The following is a 14,747-nucleotide window of genomic DNA, read 5'->3' on the forward strand; positions in this document are numbered from 1 at the left end:
GCCGGCGACCGTTGCCTTTGAGGGGCGGTCGCAGGCGATTTTGCCGCCATAACGGGGCAGAAGGGAGATGGATGTATGGATATCGAGAAATTCACCGAGCGCAGCCGTGGCTTCTTGCAGGCAGCGCAGACGATTGCGTTGAGGGATTACCATCAGCAACTGACGCCGGAGCATTTGCTCAAGGCCCTGCTGGATGATGAGGAAGGGGCTGCTTCCGGCCTGATCCGCGCAGCCGGTGGCGATCCGGCCATCGTGCGCCGGGCGAACGATGCGGCGTTGGCGAAGCTGCCGAAAGTGCAGGGTGGCGGTGCCGGACAGCCGCAGGCAACGCCGGATTTCGTGCGTTTGCTGGATAGCGCGGAACAGACGGCGCAGAAGGCGGGCGATAGCCATGTCGCGCAGGATCGCCTGCTGGTTGCGATCGCGGCCAGCAAGACGCCCGCCGGACAGGCACTGGTCGAAGGCAAGGCCACGGCGGATGCCCTTGAGCGCGCCATCGCGCAGATCCGCAAGGGGCGCACGGTCGACGGCGCGAATGCCGAGGCCGGGTTCGATGCGTTGAAAAAATATGCCCGTGATGTGACAGCCGTTGCGCAGGCCGGGAAACTGGACCCCGTGATCGGGCGAGACGAGGAGATTCGTCGCACGATCCAGGTTCTGGCGCGCCGCACGAAGAACAATCCGGTCCTGATCGGCGAGCCGGGTGTCGGCAAGACGGCAATCGTCGAAGGGCTGGCGTTACGCATCGTCAATGGCGACGTGCCCGAAGCGTTGCGGAACAAGAAGCTGCTTTCGCTCGATATGGGCGCGCTGGTGGCCGGTGCGAAATACCGCGGCGAGTTCGAGGAACGCCTGAAGGCTGTTCTGAAGGAGATCGAAAGCGCCGAAGGGCAGATCATCCTGTTCATCGACGAGATGCATACGCTTGTCGGTGCGGGGCGCTCCGATGGCGCCATGGACGCATCCAATCTCATCAAGCCGGAACTGGCGCGTGGTGTGTTGCACTGCGTGGGCGCCACGACGCTGGATGAGTATCGTAAATACATCGAAAAGGATGCGGCGCTGGCCCGCCGGTTTCAGCCGGTCTTCGTGGGTGAGCCGTCGGTCGCCGATACGATTTCGATCCTGCGCGGCATCAAGGAGAAATACGAACTCCATCATGGCGTTCGCATCACCGACAACGCGCTGGTGGCGGCAGCGACGCTGTCCAACCGCTACATCACCGACCGCTTCCTGCCGGATAAGGCGATCGACCTGATCGACGAGGCGGCGAGCCGTTTGCGGATGCAGATCGACAGCAAGCCGGAAGCGCTGGACGAGCTGGATCGGCGTATCATCCAGCTGAAGATCGAACGTGAGGCGATCCGCAAGGAGGACGATACGGCCAGCAAGGAGCGACTGGAGCGGCTGGAAGTCGAACTGGCGGACCTTCAGGAGCAGTCGGACAGCATGGGTGCCGCATGGCACGCGGAGAAAGACCGTGTGAATGCGATCCAAAAGCTGAAGGAGCAACTGGATACGGCCCGCTCGGAAATCGAGGTTGCCCAGCGTCAGGGTAATCTGGCGAAGGCATCCGAGCTGATGTATTCGACGATCCCTGGGCTGGAGAAGCAGATCAACACCGCGCAGGAAGCCGAGCAGGAAGCGGCCGATAGCGCAGGGCTGTTCGCGGATTCCGTGACCGATCAGGGCGTGGCCTCGGTCGTCTCGCGCTGGACCGGTGTTCCGGTGGACCGGATGCTGGAAGGCGAGCGTGCCAAGCTGCTGCGGATGGAGGACGAACTGCGCAAGCGGGTTGTCGGGCAGGAGGATGCGCTCAAGGCCGTTTCCGACGCCGTGCGGCGGGCGCGGGCAGGGTTGCAGGACCCGCACCGCCCCATCGGTTCGTTCCTGTTCCTCGGGCCGACCGGCGTGGGCAAGACCGAGCTGACCAAGGCGCTGGCGCAGTTCCTGTTCGATGACGATCGCGCCATGCTGCGCGTCGACATGAGTGAGTTCATGGAGAAGCACGCGGTTGCGCGGCTGATCGGTGCGCCGCCGGGTTATGTCGGATATGAGGAAGGTGGCGTGCTGACCGAAGCGGTTCGACGTCGCCCGTATCAGGTCATTCTGTTCGACGAGGTCGAGAAGGCGCATGAGGACGTCTTCAATGTCCTGCTGCAAGTGCTCGACGACGGGCGGTTGACGGATGGGCAGGGTCGCGTGGTGGACTTCCGCAACACGATCATCGTGCTCACCAGCAATCTCGGCTCCGACATTCTGGCGCAGCAGGCGGAGGGTGAAGCGCCGGAACTCGTGACGGCGCAGGTCATGGCGGTGGTGCGGAATCATTTCCGTCCCGAGTTCCTGAACCGTCTGGACGAGATCATCCTGTTCTCGCGTCTGCAACGTGTGGACATGGACAAGATCGTCGATATCCAGCTTGGGCGTCTGCGCGGGTTGCTTGCCGATCGGAAGATCACGCTGAAACTGGAACCATCCGCGACGCACTGGCTGGCGGAGGAGGGATACGATCCGGTATACGGTGCCCGTCCGTTGAAGCGTGTGATCCAGCGTAGCTTGCAGAACCCGCTGGCCGGTCTGTTGCTGGACGGCACCATTCATGATGGTGAGACGGTCGATGTTGCAGCCGACGACAAGGGGCTCAAGATCGATGGCCGGACCGTAAGCTGAGGTTCGGCGAACATCTAGCTTCACGCCAGGGCGCGCTCCAGTGGGGCGCGCCTTTTTTATTTCTGCTGTCGCAACGGGTTCATGACGCGTCCGGAAAACAGTGTGTTATTGAAACGACATACTGGTGAAGGTGAATGCCATGCATCGTTTTTCCGGGTGGCTTCTTCTGACCGGCCTTATTGTGGCAGCTTGTGCTGGAACGAACGGCACCGATGGTCATTCAGACACGCCGAAACGGCACGAGGCACGGATCATCACCCATTTCAGACCGGGTTATCCGGTTGCGGCTTTGGCCAGAAAGGAAAGTGCCCGGCTTCTGCTGGCGACGGATATCGATGCTACCGGCGTGCCGACGACCTGCCGGATCGTTTCGACGACGAATCATGACTTCGACCGATCCGCGCTGAACTGGTGCTGGCAGCTACGTTATCGGCCTGCGACGCTTGATGGCGCGCCGACGTCCGATCCACAGCATATCCTGCATCTGAACTATGCGATTTCCCGTCCGGCACCGGATTTCGATCACCCCTGATATCGGCGCGCCCTATGGCAGCGGGTGAGTCGCGTCCAGATGTTCGCGCTCGTCGTGCACCTCTTCGGACGAGCGCGGATGACGGCGTTGCGCGGCGATGTCGGCGGCTGTGAAGACGGGGGGATCGCTCATATGACCCTGACGGGCGACCCATGTCAGGATGCGTGCGATTTCCTCGTCGCTTCGCCGGTTGAAGGCGGGCATGGACCAGGAAAATGTCTGCCCAGTGGCGGTGATCGGACCGCTGAGACCGTTCAGCAGCACGTCGATGATGTAATGCTTGCCTTCCGGGGAGTCGGCGATCTGATCGATGCGACCGAAAAGCGGCGGTGTTTCAGCCGCCTGGCCCCTGCCGCCATGATGGCAGATTCCGCATTGCTCCCCATAATCGCGGAAGCCCAGATCGCGATTGGCATGGTTTCGGTTGATGATGAAAACGCCGACCATGGCCAGCGCCAGGATCAGGGGGAGGCGAAGCGACCGATCGACGAGCGGAAATCTCATGCTATGTAACAGACACGTCTTGCCGCATCTTCGCAAGGACCGATTGCCGGTCGCATCAGGTGCCGAATCATGCTTTCTTCGCGCGCTTTCGGGTCGGGATCAGATATGTCGTGTGGAAAACTCGTCGTCATTGCAGGGCCGATGTTCGCGGGGAAATCGGCGCATCTCATCGCCGAGTCGAAGAAGCATGCCTCGACGCTTAATCTGGCGCCGGCTTTCGACACACGCTCCGGCGCGTTTCTTCATAGCCGCGAAGGCAGCCGTCTGCCGGCGCGTTCCGTCTCCGAATGGCCCCGGGACGCGCGGGATTATGCGCATGCCATCATCGACGAGGTCCATTTCCTGGCGCCGCCCTTTTATGCCGGTGATGCCGTGGCGGATATTCTGGCGGCACGGGCAGCCGGCTTGCACCTCACCGTCGGCGGACTGGATACCGACTACCTGCGCAAGCCCTTCGACATCACGCGGCGATTGATGGCGGCCGCCGATCGCGTATGCCGTCTGGAAGCGCGCTGCCATGTCTGCGATGCGCCGGCACGGTGGACCGCGAAGAAACGGGAGACCGGCCAGGTACTGGAGACGGGCGACGGCGAGTTGTATGAGGCGCGTTGCGATGCGCACTGGACGACACCCGAGGGTGCCTAGGCAAGGCGAAGGATCACGGCGCCGAGCACGATCATGCCGGTGGCAAGCAGGCGTGATGCGTTCATCCGTTCCTTGAGGAAGAGCACGGCAATCAGCGTGCCGAAAGCAATGGAGCATTCGCGCGCCGCGGAGACGACAGGGATCGGCACCCGGGTCATGGCCCAGAGTGCGATGCCGTAGGAAAGGGCGCTTCCCGTACCGCCGACCAGACCGCGCCACCAGTTCTCCTTCAGGCGTCGGCCGAAGCATTCTCCATGCTGTGTGAGGGAAAAGGCGCACAGGATGAGCCCGGTGCAGAGGAAGACCCATAAGGCATACGCAGCGGGTGCCTGCGATTGTCGCACACCGGCGCCATCGACGGCCGAATAGGCGGCGATCGTTACCGCATTGGCCAGAGCATAGAACAGGCCACGCCGGTTCCAGTCCTGATGGCGGGCGAAAACGAGGATGCCCACGCCGATGCTGGTGGCGACAATGCCCGCCCAGGAAAGCGGCGGCACGATGTCGTGGAGCCAGAGGATGGCGATGATGGCGGTCAGCAGGGGGGCGGTCCCGCGCATCAGGGGATAAACCTGCGTCATGTCCGCGACATGATAGGCCCGGGCGACGAGGCTATACGAAACGAGATGAATTCCCGTGGAGAGCGCCAGGAAAATCCAGCTCGCCGATGCAGGCTGTTTCAGAAACGGCAGGACAACCGCAGCGAACAGGGCCGATCCACCGGCGACCGCCATGGTCGTGGCAATGCGGTCTTTCGCGCCGCGTATCAGGGCGTTCCAGATGGCATGAAGCGCCGCACCGATCATGAGCAGGAGAAAGGTGAGCGCGGACATTCAGGGAACGGGTTGTATTCGACTGAGTTGGTCGCGTTCCTTATGCGTGGATTGCGGGTCGAGGCGATGCTTGCGGGCTTCGGCGATATCGTGGGGCGTCATGACGGGCGCGGGTTTCGTCTCGCCCCGCGCGATCAGCCAGTTCAGGATCAGGGCGATCTGCTGGTCGTCCAGACGGCGAAAGCTCGGCATGCCGAAATTGTATTTCTCGCCGTTGGCCATGATGGGGCCGGCCAGGCCGTTGAGCATGACATCGGCCAGATAGCGCCGTCCTTCGGGCGTTTGGGCGATGACGTCCAGACGGTCGACCAACGGCGGAATTTCACCCGGCAGGCCGGCCCCGCCATGGTGGCATATGCCGCAGTTCGGTCCGTAAAGGCGCCGTCCCGGCGGCTGTTTGCCACAGCCGGAGAGCAACAGGGTCAGGGTCAGGACGGCGGTGAATGTAGCGGAAGGCCTCACTCCTCCGCGCCGCCGACCCCCAGAAGCTGGATTTTGAAGACAAGCGGGCTGTTGGGCGGAATGATGCCCATGGAGCGCTTGCCATAACCGAGTTCGGGCGGCACGTAGAGCATCCACGTATCGCCGACATGCATCATCGGCAGGGCCTCCATCCAGCCTTTCACGAGACCGTCCAGCGGCATCTGCATATACGCGCCGTTGCCATGCTGATCCGAGCTGTCGAAGATGCCGCCATCGGGCAGGCGTCCTTCATAGATCAGCATCATCATCTGGCCTTTATGCGGCGAGTCGCCATCCTTGGGACCGGACTTCACGACCTTGTAGGCCAGGCCGTCGGGCAGGGTCTGCACGCCCGGCTCGGCGCGCATTTTCGCCATGAACTGTGCAGGTGTCAGTTCCGGTGCTTCCTTCTCCCCACCGCAGGCGGAGAGGGCCAGAAGCGCCCCGGCGAGCGACAGGCGCGCGAAAAGGCTTTTATAGCGTGACATCGGCGTTCTTTCCCCCCGGCAATATCGTCAGAGCGCGCCGCCTGTGCGGCCGATCTGGCCGCCAAGGCGCAGACGCAGCGCGTTGAGCTTGATGAAGCCCTGCGCATCGATCTGGTTATAGGCGCCTTCGTCTTCCTCGAACGTGACGACGCGGGTGTCGTAGAGGCTGTTCGGGCTTTCGCGCCCGATGCAGATCACATTGCCCTTGTAGAGCTTGAGACGCACGCGACCGTTGACGGAATGCTGGCTCGTGTCGATCAGCGCCTGGAGCATCCGGCGCTCCGGCGAGAACCAGAAACCGTTATAGATCAGCTCCGCATAGCGGGGCATGATGCTGTCCTTCAGATGGCCCGCTTCGCGGTCCAGCGTGATGGACTCCATGTTGCGATGCGCGGCCAGCAGGATCGTGCCGCCTGGCGTTTCGTAGATGCCGCGCGATTTCATGCCGACGAACCGGTTTTCGACGAGATCGAGACGGCCGATACCGTTATCGCGGCCCAGCTTGTTCAGGCGTGTCAGCAGCGTCGCGGGCGAAAGGGTTTCGCCGTTCAGTGCCACCGGGTCGCCGTGATGGAAATCGATAGTGATCTCGGTCGCCACGTCCGGTGCGGCTTCGGGTGAGATCGTGCGCTGGAAGACGATCTCATCCGGCGCGACGGCGGGATCCTCGAGGATTTTCCCTTCTGAAGAGGAGTGCAGCAGATTGGCATCGACCGAGAACGGCGCTTCGCCGCGCTTGTCCTTGGTGACGGGGATCTGGTTCTGCTCGGCGAACGCCAGCAACTTGGTGCGGGAGGTCAGATCCCATTCGCGCCATGGCGCGATGACCTTGACGTCCGGCTTCAGCGCGTAATAGCCGAGTTCGAAACGGACCTGGTCGTTGCCCTTGCCGGTGGCGCCATGGGCGACGGCATCGGCGCCGACCATCTCGGCGATTTCGATCTGACGCTGGGCGATCAGGGGGCGCGCGATGGAGGTGCCCAGCAGATACTGGCCTTCATACAGCGTGTTGGCGCGGAACATCGGGAAAACGAAGTCCTTGACGAACGTCTCGCGCAGATCTTCGACGAAGATCTCCTTGACGCCGAACATCTCGGCTTTCTTCCGCGCGGGTTCGAGTTCCTCGCCCTGGCCGAGATCGGCCGTGAAGGTCACGACCTCACAGCCATATTCCGTTTGCAGCCATTTGAGGATGACGGAGGTATCCAGCCCGCCCGAGTAGGCGAGAACAACTTTCTTGACGTCTCGGGCAGTCATCCGACCGTATTCCTCTTGAATGCGATGATTGAAAAACGCCTGCCGTTCCTAGCATCCTGTTTCCGCAGGGAACAAGGTCAGACGGGCGATGCGTCTTCCGAAGCGGCATTTTCCGCGCGCCGCGCCCGTTGGCTTTCCGTTTTCAGCTGTCCGCAGGCGGCCAGAATGTCGCGGCCGCGTGGCATGCGGATCGGCGAGGCGAAGCCGGCATCCATGACGATCTTGGCGAACCTGGCCAGTTGCTCCCTGGTCGACGGCTTGAAGTCCGAGCCGGGCCAGGGATTGAACGGGATCAGATTGACCTTCGCCGGAATGCCGCGGATCAGCCGCACGAGGTCGCGCGCTTCCGCTTCGCTGTCGTTCACGCCTCGCAGCATGATGTATTCGAAAGTGATGCGTCGCGCGTTGGAAGCCGCCGGGTAGCGCCGGCAGGCCTCCATCAGTTCCTCGATCGGATATTTGCGATTCAGGGGCACGATCTCGTCACGCAGGTCGTTGCGGACGCTGTGGAGCGAAATGGCGAGGTTGATGCCGAGTTCCTCGCCGCATCGGTCCATCATCGGCACCACGCCGGATGTGGAGAGCGTGATGCGGCGGCGGGAGAGGGCAATGCCTTCGCCGTCCATGATGATGCGCATCGCCTTGGCGACGTTGTCGTAATTGTAGAGCGGTTCGCCCATGCCCATCAGCACGATGGTGGACAGCAGGCGCGGCGTGTCGCCCTTGGGGCTTGGCCACTCATTGTAGCTGTCACGCGCGGCCATGAACTGGCCGACGATTTCCGCCGCTCCGAGATTGCGCACCAGCTTCTGCGTGCCGGTATGGCAGAACGTGCAGGAAAGCGTGCAGCCGACCTGCGAGGAGATGCAGACCGCGCCGCGATCTTCGCGACGGTCCGGGATATAGACGGTTTCCGCCTCCTGCCCGTCGCGGAAGTGGAAGAGCCACTTGCGCGTCTCGTCAGTGGACGTCTGTTCGGTCGTGATCCCCGGGCGGCCGACCACGAAACGTGCTGCGAGCTTTTCCTGCAAGGGCCGGGCGATGCTGCTCATCCGCGCGAAGTCGGTCGCACCCTGATGATAGATCCAGTGCCATAACTGCTTGGCCCGGAATGGCTTTTCACCGATCTCCGCCAGTTCCGAGATGATTTCCTCACGGGAGAGGCCGACCAGATCGCGCCGCCCGTCCGGCAGCATGGCGGGGGGTGGCGCAAAAAGCGCGGCTTTCGCGCGGATGCGCTCGCGCTCGTCCGCATTGAGATCGGGCGCGGTATTGATCCGGGGGCGGGCAGTCGGGTGGGTCACGGCGTTCATGGCGGCGGAGGCATAGCATGTCCGGGCGCAAGAAATGCAAGAGAAATCGGGGAAATGCCGCCAGGTCGAGACTCATGGACGGTGGCGGGTGTCACGCCGGTGTATCGTCCCCCTGCCGACGCGCGGCGATCAGGAATTCCCGGTTGCCCTCGGGGCCGGTGATCGGGCTGGCCTCGATGCCCAGCACCGACCATCCGGGAAGGTTGCGCCACCATGTCTCAATTTCGGCGCAGACGCGCTCGTGTACGGACGCATCGCGCACGACGCCCTTCGCGCCGATTTCCGCTCGCCCGGCTTCGAATTGCGGTTTGATAAGCGCGACCGCCCAGCCGCCGGGACGGCAGAGGGACAACGCCGCGGGCAGGACCGTGCGTAGTCCGATGAAGCTCGCATCGCAGACAACAATATCGATGGGGTCCGGGATCTGTTCAGCCGTCAGGGCGCGCGCATTGGTCTTTTCCATGACGACCACACGGGGATCGGACCGCAATTTCCACGCAAGCTGTCCGTGGCCGACATCGACGGCGAAGACCTTGGCGGCACCGTTTGTCAGTAAGACATCGCTGAACCCCCCTGTGGAGGCGCCGACATCGATGCAGGTGCCTCCCGTCGCGTCGAGACCGAAATGTTCGATGGCATGGGCCAGCTTGAGGCCGCCGCGCGAGACCCAGGGGTGATCTTGCCCGCGCAATGAAAGGGGCGCGTCTTCAGGCAGGGTATCGCCGGCCTTGGCGACGCGCCGGTCGCCGCTATAGGCAAGACCGGCGAGGATCAGCGCCTGCGCACGGGTGCGACTTTCGACGAGCCCGCGATCCACCAGGAGCTGATCGACGCGTTTCTTGGCCATCAGGCCGATTGCTGCGCCGCGATGTCGACACCCAGCGCGCCCGCTGCGTTGGTGACGATGTGGCGCGCCGTCAGCCCGGCCTGATCGTACTGAACATCCGGGTTGTTGTGGTCGATATAGACGTCCGGCAGTGCCATCGGACGGAACTTGACCTGATCGAGCAGTCCGGTTTCCGCCAGATGCTGGACCACCAGCGCGCTGAAGCCGCCGACGGCGCCTTCCTCGATGGTGATCAGCACGTCATGCTGCTGGGCGAGTTGCTCCACCAGCGCCTTGTCGATCGGCTTGGCGAAACGTGCATCCGCGACGGTGACGGCAAAGCCCTGAGCGGACAACTGATCGGCGGCCTTGAGCGACTCGGCCAGACGGGTGCCGAGGGAGAGGATGGCAATGCCGCCTTTCTGTCCTGACGCGCGATTGGCGGCGCGGACGATACGGCCCTTGCCGATCTTGAGAATCTCGCCCTTTTCCGGCAGGTCAAGCCCGGTGCCGCTGCCGCGCGGGTAACGTACGGCAATCGGGCCGTCATCATACACGCAAGCGGTGGCGGTCATGTGCGTCAGTTCGATTTCATCGGCAGGCGCCATGACGGTCATGTTCGGCAGGCAGCACAGATAGTTCAGGTCGAACGAGCCGGCATGGGTTGCGCCATCCGCGCCGACCAGACCGGCGCGATCGATGGCGAAGCGCACCGGCAGGTTCTGCAACGCGACGTCATGCACGACCTGATCGTAGGCCCGTTGCAGGAAGGTCGAATAGATCGCGCAGAAGGGGCGCAGGCCTTCCGACGCCATGCCGGCGGCGAAGGTCACGGCATGCTGCTCCGCGATGCCGACGTCGAAGAAGCGATCGGGATACGCCTTGGCGAATTTGTCGAGGCCCGTGCCCGAGGGCATCGCGGCGGTGATCGCCACGATCTTGTCGTCCGTCGTGGCGCGATTCAGCAGTTCGCGCGCGAATACGGACGTGTAGCTCGGCGGCCCGGCGGGGGCCTTCTTCTGTTCGCCGGTCACGACGTTGAAGCGGCTGACGGCGTGATACTTGTCGCCGGCCGACTCGGCGGGCTTGTAGCCGCGTCCCTTCTCGGTGATGACATGGAGCAGGATCGGGCCCTGGTCTTCCGCATCGCGCAGGTTGCGCAGGATCGGGACGAGCTGGCTCATGTCGTGGCCGTCCACGGGGCCGACGTAATAGAAGCCGAGTTCCTCGAACAGCGTGCCGCCAGTAATCATGCCGCGCGTCAGTTCCTCGGCGCGCTTGGCCGTCCGCTCGAATTTCGGCGGCAGGCGCTTGACCACCTTGCCGGCCAGGTCACGCAGGCTGAGGAACTTCTGCGACGACATCAGGCGCGACAGGTAGTTCGACATCGAGCCGACGGGCGGCGCGATCGACATCTCGTTGTCGTTGAGGATCACGATCAGGCGACCCGCGCCCGGACCGGCGACTGCCGCGTTGTTCATGGCCTCGTAGGCCATGCCAGCGGAAATCGATCCATCGCCGATCACGGCGATGACATTGCGTTCCTTGTAGCTCGGGTCCTCTTCGGCGCGCAGGTGATGCGCCACGGCCATGCCGAGGCCCGCCGAGATTGAAGTCGAGGAATGGGCGGCACCGAACGGGTCGTATTCGCTCTCCGAACGGCGCGTGAAGCCGGACAGGCCGCCCGGCTGGCGCAGGGTGCGAATCCGGTCGCGGCGGCCGGTCAGGATCTTGTGCGGATAGGCCTGATGGCCGACGTCCCAGATGATGCGGTCGTCTGGCGTATCGAAAACGGCGTGCATCGCAACGGTCAGTTCGACGACGCCCAGCGATGCGCCGAGATGACCGCCCGTCGTGGAGACGGCATCGACCGTCTCGGCACGAAGTTCCTCGGCCAGTTGCTTCAGCTGGTCGGGCGAGAAATTGCGGAGATCGGCCGGCAGCGTCACGCGGTCGAGGATCGGATAGCGGCCCATGGTGGGAATGGGCGCGTCGTTCTGGCTGTTGTTGCTCATTCTCTCAGTTCCTGCGCTCGACGACGTATTGTGCCAGCGCCCTTAACGATGCGGCGCGTGCGCCGAAAGCGGTCAGCGAATCCATGGCCCGCAGGGAAAGGCGGCGCGCTTCCTCGCGCGCGCCGTCGATGCCCAGCAGGGACACGTAGGTCGATTTGCCCGCGGCCTCGTCCTTTCCGGCGGTCTTGCCCAGTTCCTCGGCACTGGCCGTGGCATCCAGCACGTCGTCCGCAACCTGGAATGCCGTGCCGAGATCGCGTCCATAAGCATGGATGGCGGCGCGATCGCTGGCGGAGGCACGACCGAGGATGGCGCCGGCCTCGGCGGCGTAGCGGATCAGCGCGCCGGTCTTCAGGGCATGCAGGCGACGCACCTGATCGAGCGGGAGGGCGCGTCCTTCGCCACGGATGTCGATGACCTGCCCGCCGACCATGCCGGCGGCGCCCGATGCCTGGGCGAGGGCCGTCACCAGTGCCACGCGGATGGCGGGGTCAGGATCCGTTGCGCCATCGGCCAGGATTTCGAAAGCGCTGGTCTGTAGGGCGTCACCGGCCAGGATCGCCATGGCTTCGTCGAACTGCCGATGGGTCGAGGGACGGCCGCGACGAAGATCGTCATCGTCCATGGCCGGCAGATCGTCATGCACCAGGCTATAGGCATGCAGCATCTCGACCGATGCCGCGACGCGCAGGGCGCTGGCGGCATCCGCGCCGAAAATGGCGGCTACCTCCGTCACGAGATAGCCGCGCATGCGCTTGCCGCCGCCGAGCGTGGCATAGCGCATGGCATCGATCAGCACCGACTCGTCTCCCGGCACGGGGGGCAGGAGGGCGTCGATCGTCTCCTCGATAGCCTGCGCCGCCTGGCCCAGAGACTGCGCGAGCGCCTTCGCGGAGGCGATGTCGCTTGCGGTTATGTTGTCGCTCATCTCGTGGCTCCCGTGTTCGGCTCGTCCCTGTCGGGCATGGGGGCGGTATCGGTGGTGCCGTCGTCATGCGCGATGATGGCCCGCACGCGCATTTCGGCCTCACCCAGTTTTGTGTCGCAATGACGGCGCAGTGCCGCACCGCGTTCGTAGGCGCTGATGGCGTCTTCCAGCTTCATCTGGCCGCCCTCCAGGCCGCGCACGATCTTCTCCAACTCCGACAGGGCGTCTTCGAACGAGAGTTGTGCGATATCGTCTTTCATCAAAGCGGTCGCCGTTTCACTTCGCCACAGAATTACGGACCGGCCAGCGCAAGGCGTGGCCGAATTGGATCGGAGGGATAGCCCTTGTCGGGATATTCTCCAAGCCCAACGTCGCAAGCTTTGTCACGAAGTTGTCACGTCGACGGCTGTCGCGGGCGATTTGCGGCGGATGACGAAGGACAGGATGGCCCCTTCCTCACCGAATGCGACGAGGGCATGGCCGGTCTCCCGGCAGAAGGACTGGAAATCCGCGACGCTTGCGCGGTCCGTCGCCAGCACGCGCAGACGGTGCCCTGCGGGAAGGTCGCGCAATGCCCGGTTTGCCTTGAGAACGGGGAGGGGGCAGCTCAGGCCCCGCACGTCCAGCAGCGTTTCGTTTGGCGTCGTATTCATTGTAGGATTATGCGCGTGTGCGGCGCGTGGGCCAAGCTTCGTACATATTGGTGATGGGGCAGGGTGTTCCCTCCGGCGCCACTCTGTCGCATCATGCGGCGAATTTGCAACACGGACCGCTTTTCAGCGGCATTGGTAGAGAAGCAAGGCAGGGCATGGCAGATTATCGCCTCGGCATCGATTTCGGCGGCACGAAGATCGAAATCGCGGTTCTGGATCGCGCAGGAGAGTTGATCCTGCGCGAGCGCGTGCCCAATCCCGGCATCTACGATGAAGCCGTTCTGGCGGTGCGGGATCTGGTGGCCAGCGTGGAAGGGCGACTGGGCGCGGTCGCAAGCCACACGCCACGGTCCGACGCCAGGACGACCACTCTGGGAATTGGCATTCCGGGCTCGATTTCTCCCGAGACCGGCCTTATCAAGAATGCCAATGCGACGTGGCTGAACAATCAGCCATTCGGGCGGGACCTCGATGCGGCGATGAACCGCACGGTGCGCGTGGAGAACGATGCCAACTGTTTCGCACTTTCCGAAGCGTCCGATGGCGCGGGCGCGGGTGCGACGACCGTTCTGGGTGTCATCATCGGCACCGGCATGGGGGCCGGTATCGTGCATGGCGGCAAACTGATCGAGGGCAAACACCGAATCGCAGGCGAATGGGGTCATGTGCCTTTGCCGTGGCTTCGGATCGAGGAATTTCCTCTGCCGAAATGCTTCTGCGGTAATGAAGGCTGCCTGGAACGTTATCTTTGCGGCTCCGCCCTGGCGCAGGACTGGAAAGGTAGCGGCCATCGCAACACGGCCGGGATCGAGGACGCGGCGCGCAACGGCGATGTGGCGGCGCAAGCGGCGCTGGACCGCTATATGGACCGTTTCTCACGTGCCTGCGCCATGGCGATCAACTTTCTCGACCCGGATGCGATCGTGCTGGGTGGCGGCGTGTCGAATCTTGATTCGCTTTACGAACGCGTGCCGCCGCTGCTGGCGCGCCATGTCATCACGCCGACCTGCACGACGCCGATCCTGCGCAACAAGCACGGCGATAGTTCCGGCGTCCGTGGTGCGGCGTGGCTGTGGGACGTCGAGGCCTGAGGGTCAATCGCTGTTTCTGTTTGCCAGCCCGGCGCAGTGCCGGGCTGGCGCGATCGTTAGAACGGCTCCTTCTCACCGGGATAGATCGGCTGCTCCGTCACCGGCGCGGCGTCCGGGTCTTCGGGTAGTTCCTCATCGTCTTCCCAATCTTCGGAGTCGTCGTCCGTATCGCCATTGTCAGGCACGATCGGACTGTCCGGTGGAATATCGGGCGGATAGGGTGGTGTCTGGCTGCCGCTGGCGTAAATGCGTTGATCGAGCATGATGCCTCTCCTTGACTGACTGAACCCGTCAGCACGACGACGAACAGGCGTTCGAGCGTCGAAGGCGAGTCAAACATCGGCGCATGGCAAAGTTCCCGCGCCGTTCATCGGGACGAGCTTTGACATAAACGCGTGCGAGTTTTTGGCGGAGTAGCACCATGGTGGAGCTGAGGGGAATCGAACCCCTGACCTCCTCATTGCGAACGAGGCGCTCTCCCATCTGAGCTACAGCCCCACAGTGCGGGCCGATAAATAAACGTGTGT

Annotated in this window: 16 protein-coding genes and 1 tRNA gene; 4 read left to right on the forward strand and 13 right to left on the reverse strand. The window is 63.4% G+C overall.

Annotated elements, in window-relative coordinates:
* Positions 1 to 75: 75 nt before the first annotated feature.
* On the forward strand, positions 76 to 2,673 hold the full coding sequence (clpB, locus tag A0U93_RS13330) for an ATP-dependent chaperone ClpB (RefSeq protein ID WP_077807758.1): 2,598 nt from the start codon (positions 76 to 78) through the stop codon (positions 2,671 to 2,673).
* 139 nt (positions 2,674 to 2,812) lie between these two features.
* Positions 2,813 to 3,205: an energy transducer TonB gene (locus A0U93_RS13335; protein WP_147150658.1), complete on the forward strand. Its 393-nt coding sequence runs from the start codon at positions 2,813 to 2,815 to the stop codon at positions 3,203 to 3,205.
* A 12-nt stretch (positions 3,206 to 3,217) separates the two neighbouring features.
* Here A0U93_RS13335 and A0U93_RS13340 read toward each other — a convergent pair whose 3' ends face one another.
* Positions 3,218 to 3,709: a c-type cytochrome gene (locus tag A0U93_RS13340; protein WP_245824909.1), complete on the reverse strand. Its 492-nt coding sequence runs from the start codon at positions 3,707 to 3,709 to the stop codon at positions 3,218 to 3,220.
* Positions 3,710 to 3,778: 69 nt separating this feature from the next.
* Here A0U93_RS13340 and A0U93_RS13345 point away from each other — a divergent pair, with 69 nt between their 5' ends.
* Positions 3,779 to 4,354 carry a thymidine kinase gene (locus tag A0U93_RS13345; RefSeq protein ID WP_245824911.1) on the forward strand — a complete coding sequence of 192 codons (576 nt, stop codon included), beginning with the start codon at positions 3,779 to 3,781 and terminating at the stop codon, positions 4,352 to 4,354.
* Here A0U93_RS13345 and A0U93_RS13350 read toward each other — a convergent pair.
* The 10 genes from A0U93_RS13350 to A0U93_RS13395 all read right to left on the reverse strand — a co-directional run bounded on the left by A0U93_RS13350 (position 4,351) and on the right by A0U93_RS13395 (position 13,129).
* Entirely contained in the window at positions 4,351 to 5,187 is an 837-nt protein-coding gene (locus A0U93_RS13350) for an EamA family transporter (protein ID WP_077807761.1), read from the reverse strand. The genes A0U93_RS13345 and A0U93_RS13350 overlap by 4 nt on opposite strands.
* Entirely contained in the window at positions 5,188 to 5,649 is a 462-nt protein-coding gene (locus tag A0U93_RS13355) for a c-type cytochrome (RefSeq protein WP_077807762.1), read from the reverse strand.
* Positions 5,646 to 6,137, reverse strand: coding sequence for an FKBP-type peptidyl-prolyl cis-trans isomerase (locus A0U93_RS13360; protein ID WP_077807763.1), 492 nt, complete (start codon positions 6,135 to 6,137; stop codon positions 5,646 to 5,648). Before A0U93_RS13360 ends, A0U93_RS13355 begins: the two co-directional genes overlap by 4 nt.
* A 27-nt stretch (positions 6,138 to 6,164) precedes the next feature.
* A complete protein-coding gene (locus A0U93_RS13365) occupies positions 6,165 to 7,394 on the reverse strand; it encodes an argininosuccinate synthase (RefSeq protein WP_077807764.1) in 1,230 nt (409 codons plus the stop codon).
* A gap of 77 nt (positions 7,395 to 7,471) precedes the next feature.
* On the reverse strand, positions 7,472 to 8,707 hold the full coding sequence (rlmN, locus tag A0U93_RS13370) for a 23S rRNA (adenine(2503)-C(2))-methyltransferase RlmN (protein ID WP_077807765.1): 1,236 nt from the start codon (positions 8,705 to 8,707) through the stop codon (positions 7,472 to 7,474).
* A 91-nt stretch (positions 8,708 to 8,798) separates the two neighbouring features.
* On the reverse strand, positions 8,799 to 9,554 hold the full coding sequence (locus A0U93_RS13375) for a TlyA family RNA methyltransferase (RefSeq protein ID WP_077807766.1): 756 nt from the start codon (positions 9,552 to 9,554) through the stop codon (positions 8,799 to 8,801).
* Positions 9,554 to 11,548 carry a 1-deoxy-D-xylulose-5-phosphate synthase gene (gene dxs / locus A0U93_RS13380; protein WP_077807767.1) on the reverse strand — a complete coding sequence of 665 codons (1,995 nt, stop codon included), beginning with the start codon at positions 11,546 to 11,548 and terminating at the stop codon, positions 9,554 to 9,556. Before dxs ends, A0U93_RS13375 begins: the two co-directional genes overlap by 1 nt.
* 4 nt (positions 11,549 to 11,552) lie before the next feature.
* Entirely contained in the window at positions 11,553 to 12,476 is a 924-nt protein-coding gene (locus tag A0U93_RS13385; RefSeq protein ID WP_077807768.1) for a polyprenyl synthetase family protein, read from the reverse strand.
* On the reverse strand, positions 12,473 to 12,736 hold the full coding sequence (locus A0U93_RS13390) for an exodeoxyribonuclease VII small subunit (protein ID WP_077807769.1): 264 nt from the start codon (positions 12,734 to 12,736) through the stop codon (positions 12,473 to 12,475). The genes A0U93_RS13385 and A0U93_RS13390 overlap by 4 nt, the downstream gene beginning before the upstream one ends.
* Positions 12,737 to 12,859: 123 nt before the next feature.
* The gene (locus A0U93_RS13395; protein WP_077807770.1) at positions 12,860 to 13,129 is read right to left on the reverse strand and encodes a sulfurtransferase TusA family protein; all 270 of its coding nucleotides are present in this window, start codon (positions 13,127 to 13,129) and stop codon (positions 12,860 to 12,862) included.
* 155 nt (positions 13,130 to 13,284) lie between these two features.
* On the opposite strand from A0U93_RS13395, the gene A0U93_RS13400 reads away from it, so the two are divergent.
* Entirely contained in the window at positions 13,285 to 14,220 is a 936-nt protein-coding gene (locus tag A0U93_RS13400; RefSeq protein ID WP_077807771.1) for an ROK family protein, read from the forward strand.
* A 56-nt stretch (positions 14,221 to 14,276) separates the two neighbouring features.
* On the opposite strand, the gene A0U93_RS13405 is transcribed toward A0U93_RS13400, so the two are convergent.
* Together A0U93_RS13405 and A0U93_RS13410 are read right to left on the reverse strand one after the other, a co-directional pair.
* On the reverse strand, positions 14,277 to 14,483 hold the full coding sequence (locus A0U93_RS13405) for a hypothetical protein (protein WP_077807772.1): 207 nt from the start codon (positions 14,481 to 14,483) through the stop codon (positions 14,277 to 14,279).
* A 159-nt stretch (positions 14,484 to 14,642) separates the two neighbouring features.
* Positions 14,643 to 14,718, reverse strand: a tRNA-Ala gene (locus A0U93_RS13410).
* Positions 14,719 to 14,747 lie beyond the last annotated feature (29 nt).

Source organism: Neoasaia chiangmaiensis (assembly GCF_002005465.1).
GTDB classification, from domain to species: Bacteria; Pseudomonadota; Alphaproteobacteria; order Acetobacterales; family Acetobacteraceae; genus Neoasaia; species Neoasaia chiangmaiensis.